17 protein-coding genes are annotated in these 15,512 nt (G+C 40.1%); 13 read left to right on the top strand and 4 right to left on the bottom strand.

Annotated features, from left to right (window positions below):
• Positions 1 to 89: 89 nt before the first annotated feature.
• Positions 90 to 1,637: an L-glutamate gamma-semialdehyde dehydrogenase gene (gene pruA, locus PH210_RS14415; RefSeq protein WP_289986402.1), complete on the top strand. Its 1,548-nt coding sequence runs from the start codon at positions 90 to 92 to the stop codon at positions 1,635 to 1,637.
• Positions 1,638 to 1,696: 59 nt separating this feature from the next.
• On the opposite strand, the gene PH210_RS14410 is transcribed toward pruA, so the two are convergent.
• Positions 1,697 to 2,506 carry a DUF8832 domain-containing protein gene (locus tag PH210_RS14410; protein ID WP_289986401.1) on the bottom strand — a complete coding sequence of 270 codons (810 nt, stop codon included), beginning with the start codon at positions 2,504 to 2,506 and terminating at the stop codon, positions 1,697 to 1,699.
• A gap of 199 nt (positions 2,507 to 2,705) precedes the next feature.
• Between PH210_RS14410 and PH210_RS14405 the strand changes: the two genes are divergently transcribed.
• Together PH210_RS14405 and PH210_RS14400 are read left to right on the top strand one after the other, a co-directional pair.
• Positions 2,706 to 2,933 (top strand): hypothetical protein, encoded by a 228-nt coding sequence (locus PH210_RS14405; RefSeq protein WP_289986399.1) that lies wholly within the window; start codon positions 2,706 to 2,708, stop codon positions 2,931 to 2,933.
• A gap of 18 nt (positions 2,934 to 2,951) precedes the next feature.
• Entirely contained in the window at positions 2,952 to 3,938 is a 987-nt protein-coding gene (locus PH210_RS14400; protein ID WP_289986396.1) for a hypothetical protein, read from the top strand.
• 38 nt (positions 3,939 to 3,976) lie between these two features.
• Here PH210_RS14400 and PH210_RS14395 read toward each other — a convergent pair whose 3' ends face one another.
• Both PH210_RS14395 and PH210_RS14390 read right to left on the bottom strand, forming a co-directional pair.
• Complete coding sequence (locus PH210_RS14395; RefSeq protein WP_289986394.1) at positions 3,977 to 5,110, bottom strand: acyltransferase family protein; 1,134 nt, start codon at positions 5,108 to 5,110, stop codon at positions 3,977 to 3,979.
• Positions 5,111 to 5,119: 9 nt separating this feature from the next.
• Positions 5,120 to 5,998 carry an alpha/beta fold hydrolase gene (locus PH210_RS14390; RefSeq protein ID WP_289986392.1) on the bottom strand — a complete coding sequence of 293 codons (879 nt, stop codon included), beginning with the start codon at positions 5,996 to 5,998 and terminating at the stop codon, positions 5,120 to 5,122.
• A 179-nt stretch (positions 5,999 to 6,177) separates the two neighbouring features.
• On the opposite strand from PH210_RS14390, the gene nirB reads away from it, so the two are divergent.
• The 7 genes from nirB to PH210_RS14355 all read left to right on the top strand — a co-directional run bounded on the left by nirB (position 6,178) and on the right by PH210_RS14355 (position 13,467).
• Positions 6,178 to 8,589, top strand: a complete 2,412-nt coding sequence (gene nirB, locus PH210_RS14385) for a nitrite reductase large subunit NirB (protein ID WP_289986390.1) — start codon at positions 6,178 to 6,180, stop codon at positions 8,587 to 8,589.
• 6 nt (positions 8,590 to 8,595) lie between these two features.
• A complete protein-coding gene (gene nirD / locus PH210_RS14380) occupies positions 8,596 to 8,919 on the top strand; it encodes a nitrite reductase small subunit NirD (RefSeq protein WP_289986389.1) in 324 nt (107 codons plus the stop codon).
• Positions 8,920 to 8,945: 26 nt separating this feature from the next.
• On the top strand, positions 8,946 to 10,367 hold the full coding sequence (gene cobA / locus PH210_RS14375) for a uroporphyrinogen-III C-methyltransferase (protein ID WP_289986388.1): 1,422 nt from the start codon (positions 8,946 to 8,948) through the stop codon (positions 10,365 to 10,367).
• Positions 10,364 to 10,993, top strand: coding sequence for an NAD(P)-binding protein (locus PH210_RS14370; RefSeq protein ID WP_289986387.1), 630 nt, complete (start codon positions 10,364 to 10,366; stop codon positions 10,991 to 10,993). Before cobA ends, PH210_RS14370 begins: the two co-directional genes overlap by 4 nt.
• 181 nt (positions 10,994 to 11,174) lie before the next feature.
• Positions 11,175 to 11,363 carry a hypothetical protein gene (locus PH210_RS14365; RefSeq protein WP_354669990.1) on the top strand — a complete coding sequence of 63 codons (189 nt, stop codon included), beginning with the start codon at positions 11,175 to 11,177 and terminating at the stop codon, positions 11,361 to 11,363.
• An 82-nt stretch (positions 11,364 to 11,445) separates the two neighbouring features.
• Positions 11,446 to 12,729, top strand: coding sequence for an isocitrate lyase (gene aceA, locus PH210_RS14360; RefSeq protein ID WP_289986384.1), 1,284 nt, complete (start codon positions 11,446 to 11,448; stop codon positions 12,727 to 12,729).
• A 300-nt stretch (positions 12,730 to 13,029) separates the two neighbouring features.
• Positions 13,030 to 13,467 carry a YueI family protein gene (locus PH210_RS14355; RefSeq protein ID WP_289986382.1) on the top strand — a complete coding sequence of 146 codons (438 nt, stop codon included), beginning with the start codon at positions 13,030 to 13,032 and terminating at the stop codon, positions 13,465 to 13,467.
• Positions 13,468 to 13,490: 23 nt separating this feature from the next.
• Here PH210_RS14355 and PH210_RS14350 read toward each other — a convergent pair whose 3' ends face one another.
• Complete coding sequence (locus PH210_RS14350) at positions 13,491 to 13,958, bottom strand: OsmC family protein (protein WP_289986381.1); 468 nt, start codon at positions 13,956 to 13,958, stop codon at positions 13,491 to 13,493.
• An 89-nt stretch (positions 13,959 to 14,047) separates the two neighbouring features.
• Here PH210_RS14350 and PH210_RS14345 point away from each other — a divergent pair, with 89 nt between their 5' ends.
• From PH210_RS14345 to fosM, 3 genes are all read left to right on the top strand, one after another.
• Positions 14,048 to 14,548: a VanZ family protein gene (locus PH210_RS14345; protein WP_289986379.1), complete on the top strand. Its 501-nt coding sequence runs from the start codon at positions 14,048 to 14,050 to the stop codon at positions 14,546 to 14,548.
• Positions 14,549 to 14,703: 155 nt separating this feature from the next.
• Entirely contained in the window at positions 14,704 to 14,937 is a 234-nt protein-coding gene (locus PH210_RS14340; protein ID WP_289986377.1) for a hypothetical protein, read from the top strand.
• A 15-nt stretch (positions 14,938 to 14,952) separates the two neighbouring features.
• Positions 14,953 to 15,378, top strand: coding sequence for a FosM family fosfomycin resistance protein (fosM, locus tag PH210_RS14335; protein WP_289986374.1), 426 nt, complete (start codon positions 14,953 to 14,955; stop codon positions 15,376 to 15,378).
• Positions 15,379 to 15,512: the final 134 nt, after the last annotated feature.

The following is a 15,512-nucleotide window of genomic DNA, read 5'->3' as shown; positions in this document are numbered from 1 at the left end:
TATGATTTTTATCATTTGATACTGGCAAATGAATCATGTAGAATGAACATTGGGTGTAAACGTTTTATACATAGGAGGGGTTTAGAACAATGGTACAACCTTACAAACACGAACCATTCACAGATTTTACAACAGAAGAAAACCGTCAGGCCTATCTTAATGCGTTAAAAACAGTAGAGGGTTATTTAGGTCAGGATTATCCTCTTGTGATCGGCGGAGAGAAGATTACAACAGAAGATAAAATTGTTTCCTACAATCCTGCTAATAAAGAAGAAGTGATTGGCCGCGTTTCAAAAGCGAACCAAGAGCTTGCTGAAAAAGCAATGCAGGCAGCTGTAGAAGCATTTAAAACTTGGAAAAAAACAAAGGCAGAAGTTCGCGCGGATGTGCTTTTTAAAGCAGCAACAATCATTCGCCGCCGCAAAAACGAATTCTCTGCACTTTTAACTAAAGAAGCAGGAAAGCCGTGGAGAGAAGCGGATGCAGATACTGCAGAAGCAATCGATTTCCTTGAATATTATGGCCGCCAAATGCTTGCATTGAAAAATGGCGTACCGGTAAATAGCCGACCAAATGAATTTAACCGCTATGACTATATTCCATTAGGAGTTGGAATCATCATTTCTCCTTGGAACTTCCCATTAGCGATTATGGCTGGAACAACTGTTGCGGCAATCGTTTCTGGTAATACCGTTCTTTTAAAACCAGCTTCTACAACGCCAATTGTGGCTGCTAAATTCGTGGAAGTTATGGAAGAGGCAGGTCTTCCTAAAGGCGTGTTAAACTTTGTGCCAGGAAGCGGCGCTGAAGTAGGCGACTACTTAGTTGACCATAAGGACACTCGTTTCATCAGCTTCACAGGTTCACGTGATGTAGGACTTCGCATTTTTAATCGTTCTTCAAAAGTGAATCCTGGTCAAGTGTGGATGAAGCGTCTAATTGCTGAAATGGGCGGTAAAGATACGATTGTTGTTGATTCTGAAGCTGATTTAGAGCTTGCAGCACAATCAATCGTTGCTGGCGCTTTTGGTTTCTCTGGACAAAAGTGTTCTGCATGTTCACGTGCAGTTATCGTTGAAGATGTTTACGATACGGTTTTAAACCGCGTTGTTGAGTTAACGAACCAATTAACTGTTGGCGATCCGACTGAGCAGGGCTCTTTCATGGGTCCAGTTATCGACAATAGTGCGTTCAAAAAGATTATGGAATATGTTGAAATCGGTAAGCAGGAAGGTAAGTTAATGGCTGGCGGCGAAGGGGATGACTCTAAAGGTTACTTCATTAAGCCAACTGTTATTGCAGACCTTGCTCCAGATGCCCGCATTATGCAGGAAGAAATCTTCGGCCCTGTTGTTGGGTTTACTAAAGCGAAGGATTTCACTGAAGCAATTGAAATTGCCAACAACACCGAGTATGGCTTAACAGGTGCCGTTATCACGAAAAACCGTGCCCACTTAGAGCAAGCTCGTGAAGATTTCCATGTTGGTAACCTGTATTTCAACCGTTCATGTACAGGCGCAATCGTTGGCTACCAGCCATTCGGCGGTTTCAACATGTCAGGTACTGACTCAAAAGCAGGCGGCCCTGACTACTTATTGCTTCACATGCAAGCTAAGACTACTTCTGAAATGTACTAAGAAATATGAAACCTCTTCTCATGATTTGAGAAGAGGTTTTTTACTAGTCCTTCATACTCTTAAGGAACCTTCACCACAAACGGAACCGTGAATACTTTCCCGTTTTGTTGAAATTGTCCCCAGATTTTATAGATTCCCTTTTCAGGAAATAGCGTCATAAACGTAACCTTTGGTCCATTCCCTTCGATTGTCATCGGATGAATGTGCAAGTATTTTTCCGCATCCCTGTTTATCGCAACAGCATGTCCCATTGCTCCTAAAAATGGCTCCAGATTTTTAATCGGTTTATTGCTTTGGGCATCACGAATGGTAAAAGTTATATGCGAAGTTTTTCCGGCCGTCAGATTTTCAAATGAAAGGGATACTTTTTTATCTTCCACCAATTTCGTTAGCTTTTTATCAGCTACAAGAGGAACTTCCTTTGCTGGTGCACCTTCAACCTGAAGCCAGTGGCTTTCCACACTTGGGTCACCGCCGCCTTTAGGGGTAAATTCGGAGATGAGTTTGTAATCTCCCCCAACTGGAAAAGCCGTTTTAAAAAAGAATTCCCCATTGCCTTTATATTCTGGATGAATATGTGAAAAATAAGATAAATCCTTGCTAACAAGAAATAAATGCATTTTTTTCTCATGAACAGTATCAAAAGATTGAATTGGTTTATTGGCCTTGTCCATGATCAATATTGAAACGGGAAAATCTTCGTTAGCTTTAGGAGGGCTTGAGACTTTCCATTCAGAATTTGTTGGGACTACTTCTGTTGGTGTGGCACTCATTTGATGGTCCATGGTGGACTTAGGTACTTTTAAGGAATTACAGGCCGATAAAAGAATCATAGTTAAAAGACAGAAACCAATCATATAATATCGCAAGGTCATTCTCCTTTTCACAATAGCTCATTCTACTAAATATACATTCCCTATTTCCACCAATGCAAGAATTTATTGACAATAAACAAGTCGCCTTAAGAAAAAATAATGTTAATATAAAGAAGTCACAATAATATTGAAACAATTTATAGAAATAATTCGTCATAAATAAGAAGTGATTTTAAATGGAGGAAAAGTCCTGTTGATACCGTTCTATTTATTACATGTTACAGCGGTTGCTCATAGTGAAAATTTACTTTGGACATTTTTATTATGCAATATTTTTGTTGTCAGCTCTGGTATTGTCTTTATGTATAGGTTATTTACACAAAAAAAGGTGCGGATCGCAGGAATTACGTTTGGAATTGCCATAGCGATTAATTATGTCCTTATCGCAATATACGGTGATATTTTTGATTTACTCGGATAGAGAAGGAGGAAGGTATAATTGAAATATTATCGTTTGTGGGTAATTGCCTTTTTATTAAAATTCATTGGTTCCGCTTGGGATGCCTCCTATCATTTTAAATATCTATTCGAAGAATACTCCATACCCCATATTGTTAATACATTAGGCTTTGCACTGGGGGCTATTTTGCTTTTCCAAGAGTGGCGGCAGATGCAGCACATGGATCGCTTTTCTAGAAACCTGATTACCATTGGCTATGCGTTATTCTTAATTGGGATTCCCTTAGATTTTACTTATCATATTGCCTATGGCATTGATTTAACAACATGGAGTCCGACCCATTTTATTTATTACATTGCCACCGATATAATGATTTTCGGTGTTTGGCGGGGATATTTTATCTTTAGCCGGGACTTGAAACCGACTTGGAAGTCGATGCACACGTGGTTTGCGATGTTTCTCCTTGAATGTTTTATGTTTCCGAACATGCAGCAGGAAAATGGGGCGATTTCTTATGATCAGTATATTCATGGAAAATCGATTGCCTCAAAAGAAATATTAGAACTAATCTCAGATCCTGCCTCTCAAATTTTTGGCGGCATTCCGGAATGGGTGTATCCGATTTATTCTGTGATAATGGTGGCTGGTTTAACGATTATCATTATTAGGATATATCGCGATTTTTCTATTCCTATGGCGGCTGCGGCACTATACATCCTGCTAAGATTTCTGGGAAAAACGATCTTTTTCGCCGTCGGCTACCCAACTTCGTATGTCCCGATTACGATTATATTAATTCCGCTTTGCTTTTTCATATTTAAAAAGACCAACTGGATTGCAGGCCTCACAGGGAGCATAGCATACTTTCTTGTCTTGTTTGCGATAAATAGATCCGGCATTTTGATTACACCGCCATTGGTAATATGGGAACTTGTCCCGGTTGCTTTAATTGGCACACTTGTCCCGGTCCTTAATTCTCAAATAAAGCGAATCCAACTTTGGCATAAAAATAAACAACCGGCTTAATTAAAGGGTGCCCTATTGAATGGGCACCCTTTCCTAGTTTATCGGGACGCTGTAGTTGTGACCGTCACTGATTTCTTAACAATTGCTGAACCTTTCATTCCGAATAAGAATCTTAATACACGAATTCGCTTAATTACAAACTGATAACAAAGCATAATCACCATAAACGAAGCAGAGACAAGAAAAATAAGTTTTACGTGCATTGGCCAGGACAAATCATTAATAAGATAGCCAAATAGAACGATGACAGGCTGGTGAAGTACATAAAAAGGCATCGATGCTTCACTGCCATATTTTAAGAAACGATTTGAAAAAGATAAATACCTGTCTGCCAAGAAAAAAATACATAACAGCCAGCTCCAGCAATTTAATGAATGAACAGCATAAAAGATAACATCACTAATCGTGCCTGGCTGCGGGATCGCTTTCATAAACCAAACAATGAAAACAATGGAAGTAATCATAGCAATGCTGAAATGAATCTTAATCGTTTTTTGAAGGACAGGTTTAAATGCTTCATTTGATAAAAAATAATAGCCGTAAATAAAAATGGCAAGATAAAAGACAAGGTCCCAGCCTCCTAAATTGACGGTTTTAATCACCCCAACTAAAAACAACAAAATGGGTAAGAGGATAAAATGAATCGGGCCAAATTTGTCTTTTCTGCCTATAGTTTTAAAAAGAGGCAAAGTGAGAAAGGAAAATACCAAAAGAACGAGTAAATACCAAAGGTGTAAACCAAAGAAGGCGAAATTTCCAGTTCCTCCAATACTTAAGTACAAGCCGTCAAAATAATGAGGAAGGAAATCAACAAATGATCCATTAAACTGATTATGGGTTATCCGTTCAATATAAACCTGAGGAGGAGTCAAGAAGACTACCCCAAACAAAAGCGGTACTCCTAGACGTACCAATCTCTCACGGATGTAAACCTTAGTGGTTCGTTTTTGGAGGGTATACATCACACTTATTCCTGATACCGCAATAAAAATCGGCATAAGCCAGGAACCAGCAAAAAGCGAAAAAGCTAATATCCCGCCTGAATCTAGCTGATTGTTCTTCACGTGCCATGGAAAGGGATTGAAGAACATGGAACAATGATAAAGAAAAACTGCAAGGGTGGCCAAGACGCGAATCCAATCCAAATCATAGTGTCTATTGTCCTTTTTCATACAGCACCTCTAGTAATGGTTTCTAAGAAATTCTATTATTCTATGATTCATTTTCTCTAAATGCTCTTCAGAGGGAAAATGCCCGCTATTGAATGCTTCATAGTTTGCTAGGTTAGAAAAAATATCCTGGGCAGCTTTCCGAATTTTATCCTCCGGAAAAAATACATCATTTCGTCCCGCAATAACCATGGTTGGAGCTTTGTAGTCTTCTAATTCACTTTTCTCTGTCAGTTTTGGCATATCCTGTTCAAGCTTCACGTATTTAAAGATACTTGCAATGATCTCTTTATCTATTTCTTTCATGCTGTTATCTGATAGGGCATTCGCCATTTTATCCATATGCTCTTTAGATCCGTTGAACTTAAACCGCATTAATGGCACAAGAATTTTTCGGATCATCTCAAACTTGGAACCGAGCTGGATGCCCGCAGGAGAAACTAATACGGAGCAAGCAATTTTCTCCGGCATGAATGCAGCGAGCCTTAAGATAATGCCGGCACCATAAGAAGGGCCGACAAAAGCGGATTTTTCAATTTGGAAGTGCCGCATTAATTCAGAAATCCAGCGGGCAAAGCAATCATCCTGGGCAGAAATTCGAGTCTCAGCACTCAAGCCTGGATGACCGATTGTATCAGGAGCATAAATTCGATAGTTTTCCAGTAACGGCTTGAACCATGATAATGTCATCGGATTGATACAATTTCCGCCTTGAAAAATAAAAATCGGTTTCCCATCCGCAGGTCCTGTCACTAAAACATGGGTTTCACCAAAAGAAGTTTCCACATAAATTCTCTCGAAATCGCACTGTAGTTTCTCTAAATATTTTTCATAGAAGCCAAGAATAATACGTCTTCCGGCATCACTTTTATAGATTACACGATTCCCCATAGAACACCTCAATATGTTAGATAATTCCATTTTATCACGATGGTCTATGTTTATGACAATAATGTGAAATTCTTCACAAATTTGTTTGGAAAGTGACGAACGTCACAAATTTTAAGCGGTAAGGTAATTACAATATAGCTATAGAGAAAAACGTAATTAAAAATAGGGAGAGACCCAATATGAAGAAACTAGTGATGATCGGTAACGGAATGGCAGGAGTCAGAACTATTGAAGAAATTCTTAAACTAGCTCCAGAACAATTTGAAATTACTATTTTTGGACAGGAACCACATCCAAACTATAACCGTATTAAATTATCAAACATCCTTCAAGGCGACACTAGCTTTGATGAAATCATTATCAATCCGTTAGATTGGTATAAAGAAAATAATATTCAATTATTTACGGGTGAGGCGATAGTCAAAATCGATGTGGAAGGAAAACGAGTCATCAGTGACCAAGGCCGTGAAGTGGACTTTGATGAATTAATAATAGCTACTGGTTCGAATTCTTTTATTCTGCCAATCCCAGGTGCTGAAAAAATCGGTGTGACCGGTTTCCGTGATATCCATGATTGTGAAATGATGATCAAATCAGCAGAGCAATACAAAAAAGCTGTAGTAATTGGCGGTGGATTGCTTGGTCTTGAAGCGGCAAGGGGATTGTTGAACCTGGGCATGAAGGTCGACGTGGTACACCTTATGCCAAATTTAATGGAACGCCAATTAGATTCAATTGCTTCATCACTCCTGAAAGCAGAACTTGAATCACAGGGCATGAACTTTTTAATGGAAAAAGAAACCGTCGAAATCCTTGGCGGCGAACGAGTAACAGGTCTGCGCTTTAAGGATGGATCAGAAGTGGAAGCGGATCTCGTTGTCATGGCCATTGGGATTAAATCTAATACTAAAGCAGCAAAAAGCAGTGGGATTTATGTTAACCGCGGCATCGTCGTAAATGATTTTATGGAAACAAGTGTACCAAGTGTTTACGCTGTTGGTGAATGTGCAGAACATAGAGAAATTGTTTATGGTTTGGTTGCACCATTATACGAACAAGGCAAAGTGCTCGCAAACCGTATTTGCGGGTTAACAGCAGAACCTTATACAGGATCGGTTACCGGAACACAGCTGAAAGTTGCCGGGGTAGACTTGTTCTCAGCTGGAGAAATTTTTGATGATGGCCAAACCAAATCCATTATGGTTTACAACGAATTTGAAGGAATCTATAAACGCGTTTTAACAAGAAATAATCGAATTGTTGGAATTGTGATGTACGGTGATACAAAAGAAAGTACAAAACTATTCCGAATGCTGACGAAAAAAGAAGATATTACGGGAACTTCCATTTTTCAAACTGAATGCAGTGCCGAGTCAGGCGGCGATGCAGCCTCCATGCCAAATGATGAACTTGTGTGCGGCTGTAACGGAGTGACAAAGGGTGCGATTGTAGAGGCGATTAAAACACAAGGTTTGACCACACTTGATCAAGTAAGCCATTGCACGAATGCCGGACGTTCTTGCGGCCGCTGTAAGCCGATGGTCAGCCAAATTCTTGCCCACACGTTAGGGGATCAATTTGATGCTGCAGCTTCTCAGAAAACAAGTATTTGCGGATGTACCACCATTAGCCGTGAGGAATTAGTAGAGGAAATCAAAGCTAAGGGTTTAACTAGTGTTAAAGAAGTCATGAATGTTCTCGAATGGAACAATGAAGAAGGATGTACAAAATGCCGTCCGGCGATTAACTACTATCTCGGTATGATTTACATGGATGAATATAAGGATGAACGCGATTCCCGTCTTGTTAATGAAAAAATGCATGCGAATATCCAAAAGGATGGAACCTATTCTGTTGTTCCAAGAATGTATGGCGGGGTGACCACCGCTGCTGATTTGAAAAAAATTGCGGAAGTTGCTGAAAAATATAACATTCCTCTAGTAAAATTAACAGGAGGACAGCGGATTGGATTATTCGGTGTTAAAAAAGAAGATCTGCCAGGTATGTGGGAAGAGCTTGACATGCCTTCTGGTTATGCATACGGAAAAACTCTTCGTACGGTCAAAACCTGTGTCGGCGCCCAGTACTGCCGCTATGGTACACAGGATTCTATGGCTTTAGGCATTGAGCTTGAAAAGAAATTTGAACGTCTTGATACACCGCATAAAGTAAAAATGGGGGTATCAGCTTGCCCAAGAAACTGTTCAGAAGCAGGCATAAAGGACATCGGATTTGTCGGCATTGATGGCGGCTGGGAGATTTATGTAGCCGGTAATGGCGGTGTTGACCTTCGCCCTGGCGATTTGCTATGCACAGTCAAAACGACAGAAGAAGTAATGGAAGTGACTGGTGCCTATTTGCAATACTATAGGGAAACGGCTAATTACTTGGAGCGGACCTCTAAATGGGTGGAGCGCGTCGGCCTTGAACATGTAAGAGAAGTTCTAGCAAACGAAGAAACTCGTAAGGCCTTGAATGAGCGAATGGATAAAACGTTGAAGAAATATAGTGAACCTTGGAATGAAGCGATTCAAAGTGAAGAAATTAAAGATAAATATTATACTAAACACACTGTCAAGGTGGGGGAGTGAGTCGACATGCTGCAAACAATAACTCGTATACCAGTTGCCCATTATTCAAATGTAAAGATGAGATCTGGCTATTCCATCAAAATTGATAACAAGGAAATTGCTTTATTTAAATTAACAAATGGCAAGGTGTATGCTATTGAAAACCGCAGCCCCCATCCAAAAGGGGGCGTCCTTTCCGAAGGTTTAATTAGTGGTGAATACGTATATTGTCCCGTTTATGATTGGAAAATTTCATTAGCAGATGGAAAAGTGCAGTCCCCGGATGTAGGACAAGTCCGAACGTTTAAGGTAGAATTAGAAAATGATATTATTTTTATTATACTAGAGTAAGCAATATTCGCGGGGGAGGCTGCACGATGGAAAAAGGTAAGGTATTTTTAGTAGGCGCAGGGCCGGGGGACATCGGATTAATTACCGTAAAAGGATTGGATGCAATCAAGCAAGCCGATGTCATTCTTTATGACCGTCTAGCCAACCCGAAGCTGTTGGAGTTTGCCCCAAACAAGTGTGAACTGGTTTATGGGGGCAAGCTCCCGGAACGCCATTTTATGCGCCAGGAAAATATAAATGATTTTCTGGTAGAAAACGCCTTACAAGGCAAAATCGTTGTTCGTTTGAAAGGCGGCGACCCAGGTGTTTTCGGCCGGGTGGGCGAGGAAGCGGAAGCCTTGGCGCAGCATCAAATTCCTTATGAAATCGTCCCAGGCATAACCTCAGGGATTGCAGCACCCCTATATGCCGGGATTCCGGTAACCCATCGGGAGCACGCAGAATCCTTTGCAGTCGTTACTGCCCATGATAAATCCAAGGACGGAAAACCCAATTTGGACTGGGAAAGCTTAGCCCGTGGTGTGGATACCATTGCCTTTTACATGGGTGTCGGGAATTTACCGTTTATATGTGAAAACCTAATTCATTATGGAAAGCCTTCAAACACTCCTGTTATCTTAATTCAATGGGGTACTTTTGGTCGTCAAAAAACCTTGCAAGGTACATTGGCAGACATTTCAGGGAAAGTGTTGGAAGCAAAGTTCAGAAACCCATCTATTATCCTTGTGGGCGAGGTCATTTCCATCCGTGAAAAAATTAGCTGGTTTGAGAAAAAACCATTATATGGCCGGCAGCTTTTGCTCGCTCGTACAGGTACTAGCCCTAGCGTACTGGCAAAGAAATTAATGGAACTTGGAGCCGATGTAATTGAATTTCCAAAATGGAAGAAGACTCCTTTACCAATAGATGTTTTAAAAGCGGCTGCCTTTGAAAAAATTCTGTTTGCCTCACCTGAAAGTGTGGAAGAATTTTTCACTGCCGTGATAGAGCAGCAAGTAGATGTCAGGACGATTAAAGCAGACTTTTATGGAGCATCCATTAAAACTATTAAAGCACTAAACAGCCGTGGATTTAAGGCACATCTAGCTGAAGAGCCTGGGGATTATCTTGTTGTAGGCAATGACAGCATTTTGATAAAAGGCTATGAAAACGTGTTGGTTACAAGCAAGAAAGAAATCGACCAGCAGTTCTTGCCTATTTTTAAAAGAATGTTAGGAGAAGCGGCATTAAATACCATGGTCTTCCCAAGCAGCGCCGCAGTTGAACCATTTATCGAAGCATTAAGCGAATGCGGCATTTCTGCTGCAGAGCTTTTGAAAGATTTACAAGTAATCAGTATGGGGAAACAAACATTGGATGCAGTTGAGGCAGCGGGTCTTCGGTCGGATGGCATGCCGGAACAAGCAACGAAGGAAGCCTTGATAAATTATTTAGAGGTTCGTCAATGAACTCATTCTATCCCATTATATTACGGCTTGAGGGTAAAAAAGTGGTAGTCGTGGGCGGCGGTAAAGTAGCCGAGCGCAAGGTGAACAGTTTACTTGGGACAGGAGCAGATGTATCCGTAATAAGTCCGGAGATAACGGAAACGATTCAAAAACTTGCGGATGAGGGTAAGATTGTTTGTCAGCAAAGGCCTTTTTCAGAGGAAGATGTTTATGGTGCTTTTATGATTTTTGCAGCGACAAATGATCAAGCATTAAATCAAATGGTGAAAGATTTGGCAGATTCTCACCAGCTTGTAACCATTGCCGATAATCCAGATGAATCGAATTTTCATATTCCCGCACACTTGCAGCGCGGCCGGTTAAGCATCTCTGTTTCAACTGGCGGGGCAAGTCCAACTCTTGCAAGGAAAATTCGTGAACAACTTGAACAGCAGTTCAATGAGTCGTATGAAGCTTATTTGGAATTTCTGTTTTTAAAGCGGCAATGGATTTTGAAAGAGGTGGAGGATGCCACTTTAAAAAGAAAACTATTGGAAGCCATTGTTAGCCCGGATTTTTTATCTAGTGAAAATCGCGAGGAGGATTTTCAAAGATTATATATTGAGCAGGCAGGTACCTTAGATTAGGGTACCTGCTTTTTTGTATATGGTGCTAGTACAAAAGTATTAATCAGTATAACTTAAGGATTATTTTACCTATTTTTATAAAATTTTCAGAAAAGTAGTTCCATTTTTGAAAAGTGTGTTATATAATACAAAACGAGGATAGTTACTGTATTATAACAAAGAGGTGATCTAGTTCGTGTCGATGCAAAAGTCTCGTATTGAGGTGACCGGGGCTTCGAAAGCCCAGTATGATGAGATTTTAACACCAGAAGTACTAAATTTTATTGAAGAGTTTGAGTGTAAATTCAGAGGCAGGAAGATTGAACTGTTACAATGCAGGGGTAAATTCCAGCGGGCAATAGGTGCACAAGCCTATGCTAATGGAAGTTAAGTTGTTTGAAGGCAATTTTTAACGTTAGCTGGATATGGAAGTTTATAAAAAAAAATTAATAGATTAATAGGAGGAATTTTAAATGACAAATTCAAGAGTAACTCAACTGCAAGAAAGCTGGGAGTTAGATAAGCGCTGGAACGGGATTACTAGACCATATACGGCGGAGGATGTTATCAAACTTCGCGGCTCGATTGATATCGAACATACATTAGCAAAAAAAGGCGCAGAAAAGCTTTGGAAGCTTTTGAATGAAGAGGATTACATCAATGCCCTTGGCGCCTTAACAGGAAACCAGGCTGTTCAGCAAGTAAAAGCAGGACTGAAAGCCATTTACTTAAGCGGCTGGCAGGTTGCAGCAGACGCCAACCTTTCTGGACATATGTATCCGGACCAAAGTTTATACCCTGCAAACAGTGTACCAAGCGTTGTAAAACGAATTAACCAAGCCTTACAGCGTGCCGACCAAATCACTCATTCTGAGGGTGACAACTCTATTGACTGGTTCGCTCCAATCGTCGCCGATGCGGAAGCCGGCTTTGGCGGACAGTTAAACTGCTTCGAATTGATGAAAGGGATGATTGAAGCAGGTGCTTCAGGCGTTCACTTTGAAGATCAGCTATCTTCCGAGAAAAAATGCGGCCACTTAGGCGGTAAGGTGTTGCTTCCAACCCAAACGGCGGTTCGTAACTTAATTGCTGCTCGTTTAGCAGCAGACGTTATGGGCGTTCCTACAGTATTAGTAGCTCGTACGGATGCCAACGCTGCGGATTTGATTACTAGTGATATCGATATGAATGACGCCCCATTCATTACAGGAGAGCGGACACCGGAAGGCTTTTTTCGTACAAAGGCAGGCATTGATCAAGCGATTGCCCGCGGCTTAGCTTATGCGCCATATGCTGACCTTATCTGGTGTGAAACTTCAGAGCCAAACATTGAAGAAGCAAGACAATTTGCGGAAGCCATCCATGAGCAATTCCCTGGCAAACTATTAGCCTACAACTGCTCACCTTCCTTCAACTGGAAAAAGAAATTGGACGAAGAAACGATTGCAAAATTCCAGCAAGAGCTCGGCAAAATGGGCTACAAGTTCCAGTTCGTAACCCTAGCAGGTTTCCATGCGCTAAACCACAGCATGTTCGAGCTTGCCCGCGGCTACAAAGAGCGCGGTATGGCAGCTTACTCCGAATTACAGCAGGCTGAGTTCGGCAGCGAGCAACACGGCTACACTGCAACACGTCACCAGCGTGAAGTTGGTACTGGTTACTTCGACCAAGTATCCATGGTCATCTCTGGCGGAACCTCATCCACAACCGCATTGAAAGGTTCTACCGAAGAAGAACAATTCTCAGCGAAAAAATAAATGCAGATTTGAATCCTTCTCTCCATTTGGAGAGGAGGATTTTTTTATAGGGGTAGTTTACTCTTGGATAGAGGGTGAATACTCTTGGATGAGCTGCGATTACTCTTGGATAGTGGGTGAATACTCTCGGATAAGCTGCAATTACTCTCAACAAGTAGATTTGCTCTCGCATAAGACGGTTTTACTCTCGGATAACCTTGTTTTACTCTCGATTTGGCCGTAATCTCATTTTTTTGAAAAGCACATTTTTTAAGTTATTATCATACATAATAATAGCCTTTTAGATGGAGTTGATTTTTTTTGAAAAAGCAAACCGTGGAAGAGGTTTTGCAGCAAGGAATCCATGGGCCGCTGGAAACAAAGCCTGATGAGCGGCGTAAATACTTAGGGACCTTGCGTGAGCGGATTATTGTGGTCTTGTTGAAAAACCAAGTAGCCGAAACAAAAGTTTATCCCCAAATTGAACGGTATATGAAGGAAAACCCAAGAGCACATCTTTTTTTAAACGGCAGTATGAGCTATGAGAACCTATCCAAGTATGTAAAAATCGCTACTAAGAATAAAATCGAACACACCATTGTAAACAATAAAGGCCATGATACAGAGTTTGGCTTAATCTTGGCAATGAATTATGCCATTGATAAAGAAGAAATTCTAATTACGAAAAGCGTCCCGATTAATCTGCCAGCCAAAAAGAAAAAGGGGCTGCTCGCAAGGTTATTGAAAAAATTAAAATAAGAAAAGGCGTAATCCAAACGGATTTACGCCTTTTCTTCAGCATCAGCAGAAATCTCAACAGTCGCCTGCAATTCCATTTCAACATTACCTTGAACAGCGCGGCTGATCATGCAGGAGGCTTCCGCTTTTTTGGCAAGTCGATGTGCCAATTCAATCTCTTTTTCGGCAGCATTCCTTTTTAAGACAATATGCGGCCGATGAATAATCTTCTTATAAGTTATAACCCCTTTGGTGACATCTACAATTCCCTCAGATTCCATCGTTAAGCTTTCCTTCTCAAGCCAGCTTCGCTCCATAATGGCAGCAAGAGTAATGATATAGCAGGTTGCGGCAGCCCCAAGCAGCATTTCGTCAGGATTGGTGCCAACTCCCGGACCCTTCATTTCAGGCGGTATCGACACTTTCGTCTTCAAGTTCGCGGTTTCAATTTCTCCAACATCATTCCTTAATCCCGGCCAATTAGCTTTTAAATGAAAGTGATGTTCAGACATCTTAAATTCCTCCTTTTTATCTAGTGCAAGATTGAAAATATATGGTATTTTTATAGGAGCGTTGTAAATTATTTTGGAGTAGTGTAGGGATGAAAATATTAAAAAAATTTGCTTTAACCATAGTTCTGTTTCTTTATTTAGCCATTCTCACTAAACTTATTTTATTCAAATATATTCCGTTATCAGAGATTATTCATCATTTTAATTTTACCTACCATGAATACCACTGGCGTTCTAACAATTTTGTACCATTTAAAACGATTTACTTTTACCTTTACTTAGCCGATATCAATTTTAGTATTATAATTGTGAATTTAGTAGGGAACGTTATCGGTTTTGCCCCATTAGGGTTTATTTTACCATTACTATCAAAAAAGTTCTTAAAATTGAAACCTGTCATTCTTGCCGCCTTCAGCCTTAGTTTAACCTACGAAGTTCTGCAGCTGTTATTTGAATTTGGCAGCTTCGATGTCGATGATTTAATTTTAAACACACTTGGAGGGTTTCTTGGTTTCTTACCTGTTAAAATCATTCACCTTTTCTCCAAACTTAAGAAAAAGCAATCAACAAAAAGAAAGAAAGTTAGCTGATAGCAGAAAGGATGAATTTGGTGAGCAAAAAAATAATTTTGTTATCATCGTTAATATTATCATTGGGTATTGTAATGGGGTGTTATTTAATCGCATCAAAGCCCCAATCGACCTCAAATCCGCCACAAAACATAGTACAAGAGCAGAATACTATTATGCTGGATATTGAAGAAACGTCTAAGTTTCTAGGACTATCAACTGACGAAATCAAAAGGGTTATTGCCGCTGAAAAAGCATCAGCAGAATCATCGGATGTCTTTGAAGGTGAAAGGCTGCAGTATATAGAAATTGAAGGAACCAAGTATTTTGAAAAAACCAACCTTTTAAAGTGGGCCCAAGATAGTACAGCCATGCACAGGAATTACTCAAATGGGACGGTAGGTTATTAAATTGAGGGTGATCGAATGTTAGTAAAAGGATTAAACCATTTACTTTTTTCTGTTTCCAATTTAGAGAAATCGATTGAATTTTATCAGCAGGTTTTTGATGCTAAACTACTGGTAAAAGGAAGAAGTACTGCTTATTTTGACCTTAATGGAAATTGGCTTGCACTTAATGAAGAAAGAGATATCCCTCGAAATGAAATTTATCAATCCTATACCCATATTGCTTTTTCAATCGATGAAGCGGATTTTAATAAAATGACCGAGAAACTTAAGGGATTGAACGTCAATATCCTTCCCAGTCGTCAAAGGGATGAGAAGGATAAAAAGTCGATCTATTTCACGGACCCTGATGGCCATAAGTTTGAATTTCATACAGGGACATTGCAGGACAGATTGGACTACTATAAGCAGGAAAAAACACATATGGAGTTCTACGAAAAATAAGGGAGCAATGCTCCTTTTTTTCATGCTAGTAATCTAAAACACCTTTAAATTGTTAATACTGATGTAGGAATCATTGCAGTAAAGCGCAAAAGTTTGATATTATCAATATTAAAATAATACTGAAAAAAGGATTG

This window comes from Paenibacillus sp. BSR1-1, from assembly GCF_030403775.1.
In the GTDB taxonomy this organism is placed as follows: Bacteria; Bacillota; Bacilli; order Bacillales; family Cytobacillaceae; genus Neobacillus.
The sequence above is the reverse complement of the archived record's forward strand: the minus strand, read 5'-3'. Positions and strand labels throughout refer to the sequence as shown.

What these genes read in the sequence shown, in the direction of transcription:
- pruA (WP_289986402.1), top strand. Translation starts at nt 90, where the DNA reads ATGGTACAACCTTACAAACACGAACCATTCACAGATTTTACAACAGAA.
- PH210_RS14395 (WP_289986394.1), bottom strand. Translation starts at nt 5,110, where the DNA reads ATGAAAAAGGACAATAGACACTATGATTTGGATTGGATTCGCGTCTTG.
- PH210_RS14390 (WP_289986392.1), bottom strand. Translation starts at nt 5,998, where the DNA reads ATGGGGAATCGTGTAATCTATAAAAGTGATGCCGGAAGACGTATTATT.
- nirB (WP_289986390.1), top strand. Translation starts at nt 6,178, where the DNA reads ATGAAGAAACTAGTGATGATCGGTAACGGAATGGCAGGAGTCAGAACT.
- nirD (WP_289986389.1), top strand. Translation starts at nt 8,596, where the DNA reads ATGCTGCAAACAATAACTCGTATACCAGTTGCCCATTATTCAAATGTA.
- cobA (WP_289986388.1), top strand. Translation starts at nt 8,946, where the DNA reads ATGGAAAAAGGTAAGGTATTTTTAGTAGGCGCAGGGCCGGGGGACATC.
- PH210_RS14370 (WP_289986387.1), top strand. Translation starts at nt 10,364, where the DNA reads ATGAACTCATTCTATCCCATTATATTACGGCTTGAGGGTAAAAAAGTG.
- PH210_RS14365 (WP_354669990.1), top strand. Translation starts at nt 11,175, where the DNA reads ATGCAAAAGTCTCGTATTGAGGTGACCGGGGCTTCGAAAGCCCAGTAT.
- aceA (WP_289986384.1), top strand. Translation starts at nt 11,446, where the DNA reads ATGACAAATTCAAGAGTAACTCAACTGCAAGAAAGCTGGGAGTTAGAT.
- PH210_RS14350 (WP_289986381.1), bottom strand. Translation starts at nt 13,958, where the DNA reads ATGTCTGAACATCACTTTCATTTAAAAGCTAATTGGCCGGGATTAAGG.
- PH210_RS14345 (WP_289986379.1), top strand. Translation starts at nt 14,048, where the DNA reads ATGAAAATATTAAAAAAATTTGCTTTAACCATAGTTCTGTTTCTTTAT.
- PH210_RS14340 (WP_289986377.1), top strand. Translation starts at nt 14,704, where the DNA reads ATGCTGGATATTGAAGAAACGTCTAAGTTTCTAGGACTATCAACTGAC.
- fosM (WP_289986374.1), top strand. Translation starts at nt 14,953, where the DNA reads ATGTTAGTAAAAGGATTAAACCATTTACTTTTTTCTGTTTCCAATTTA.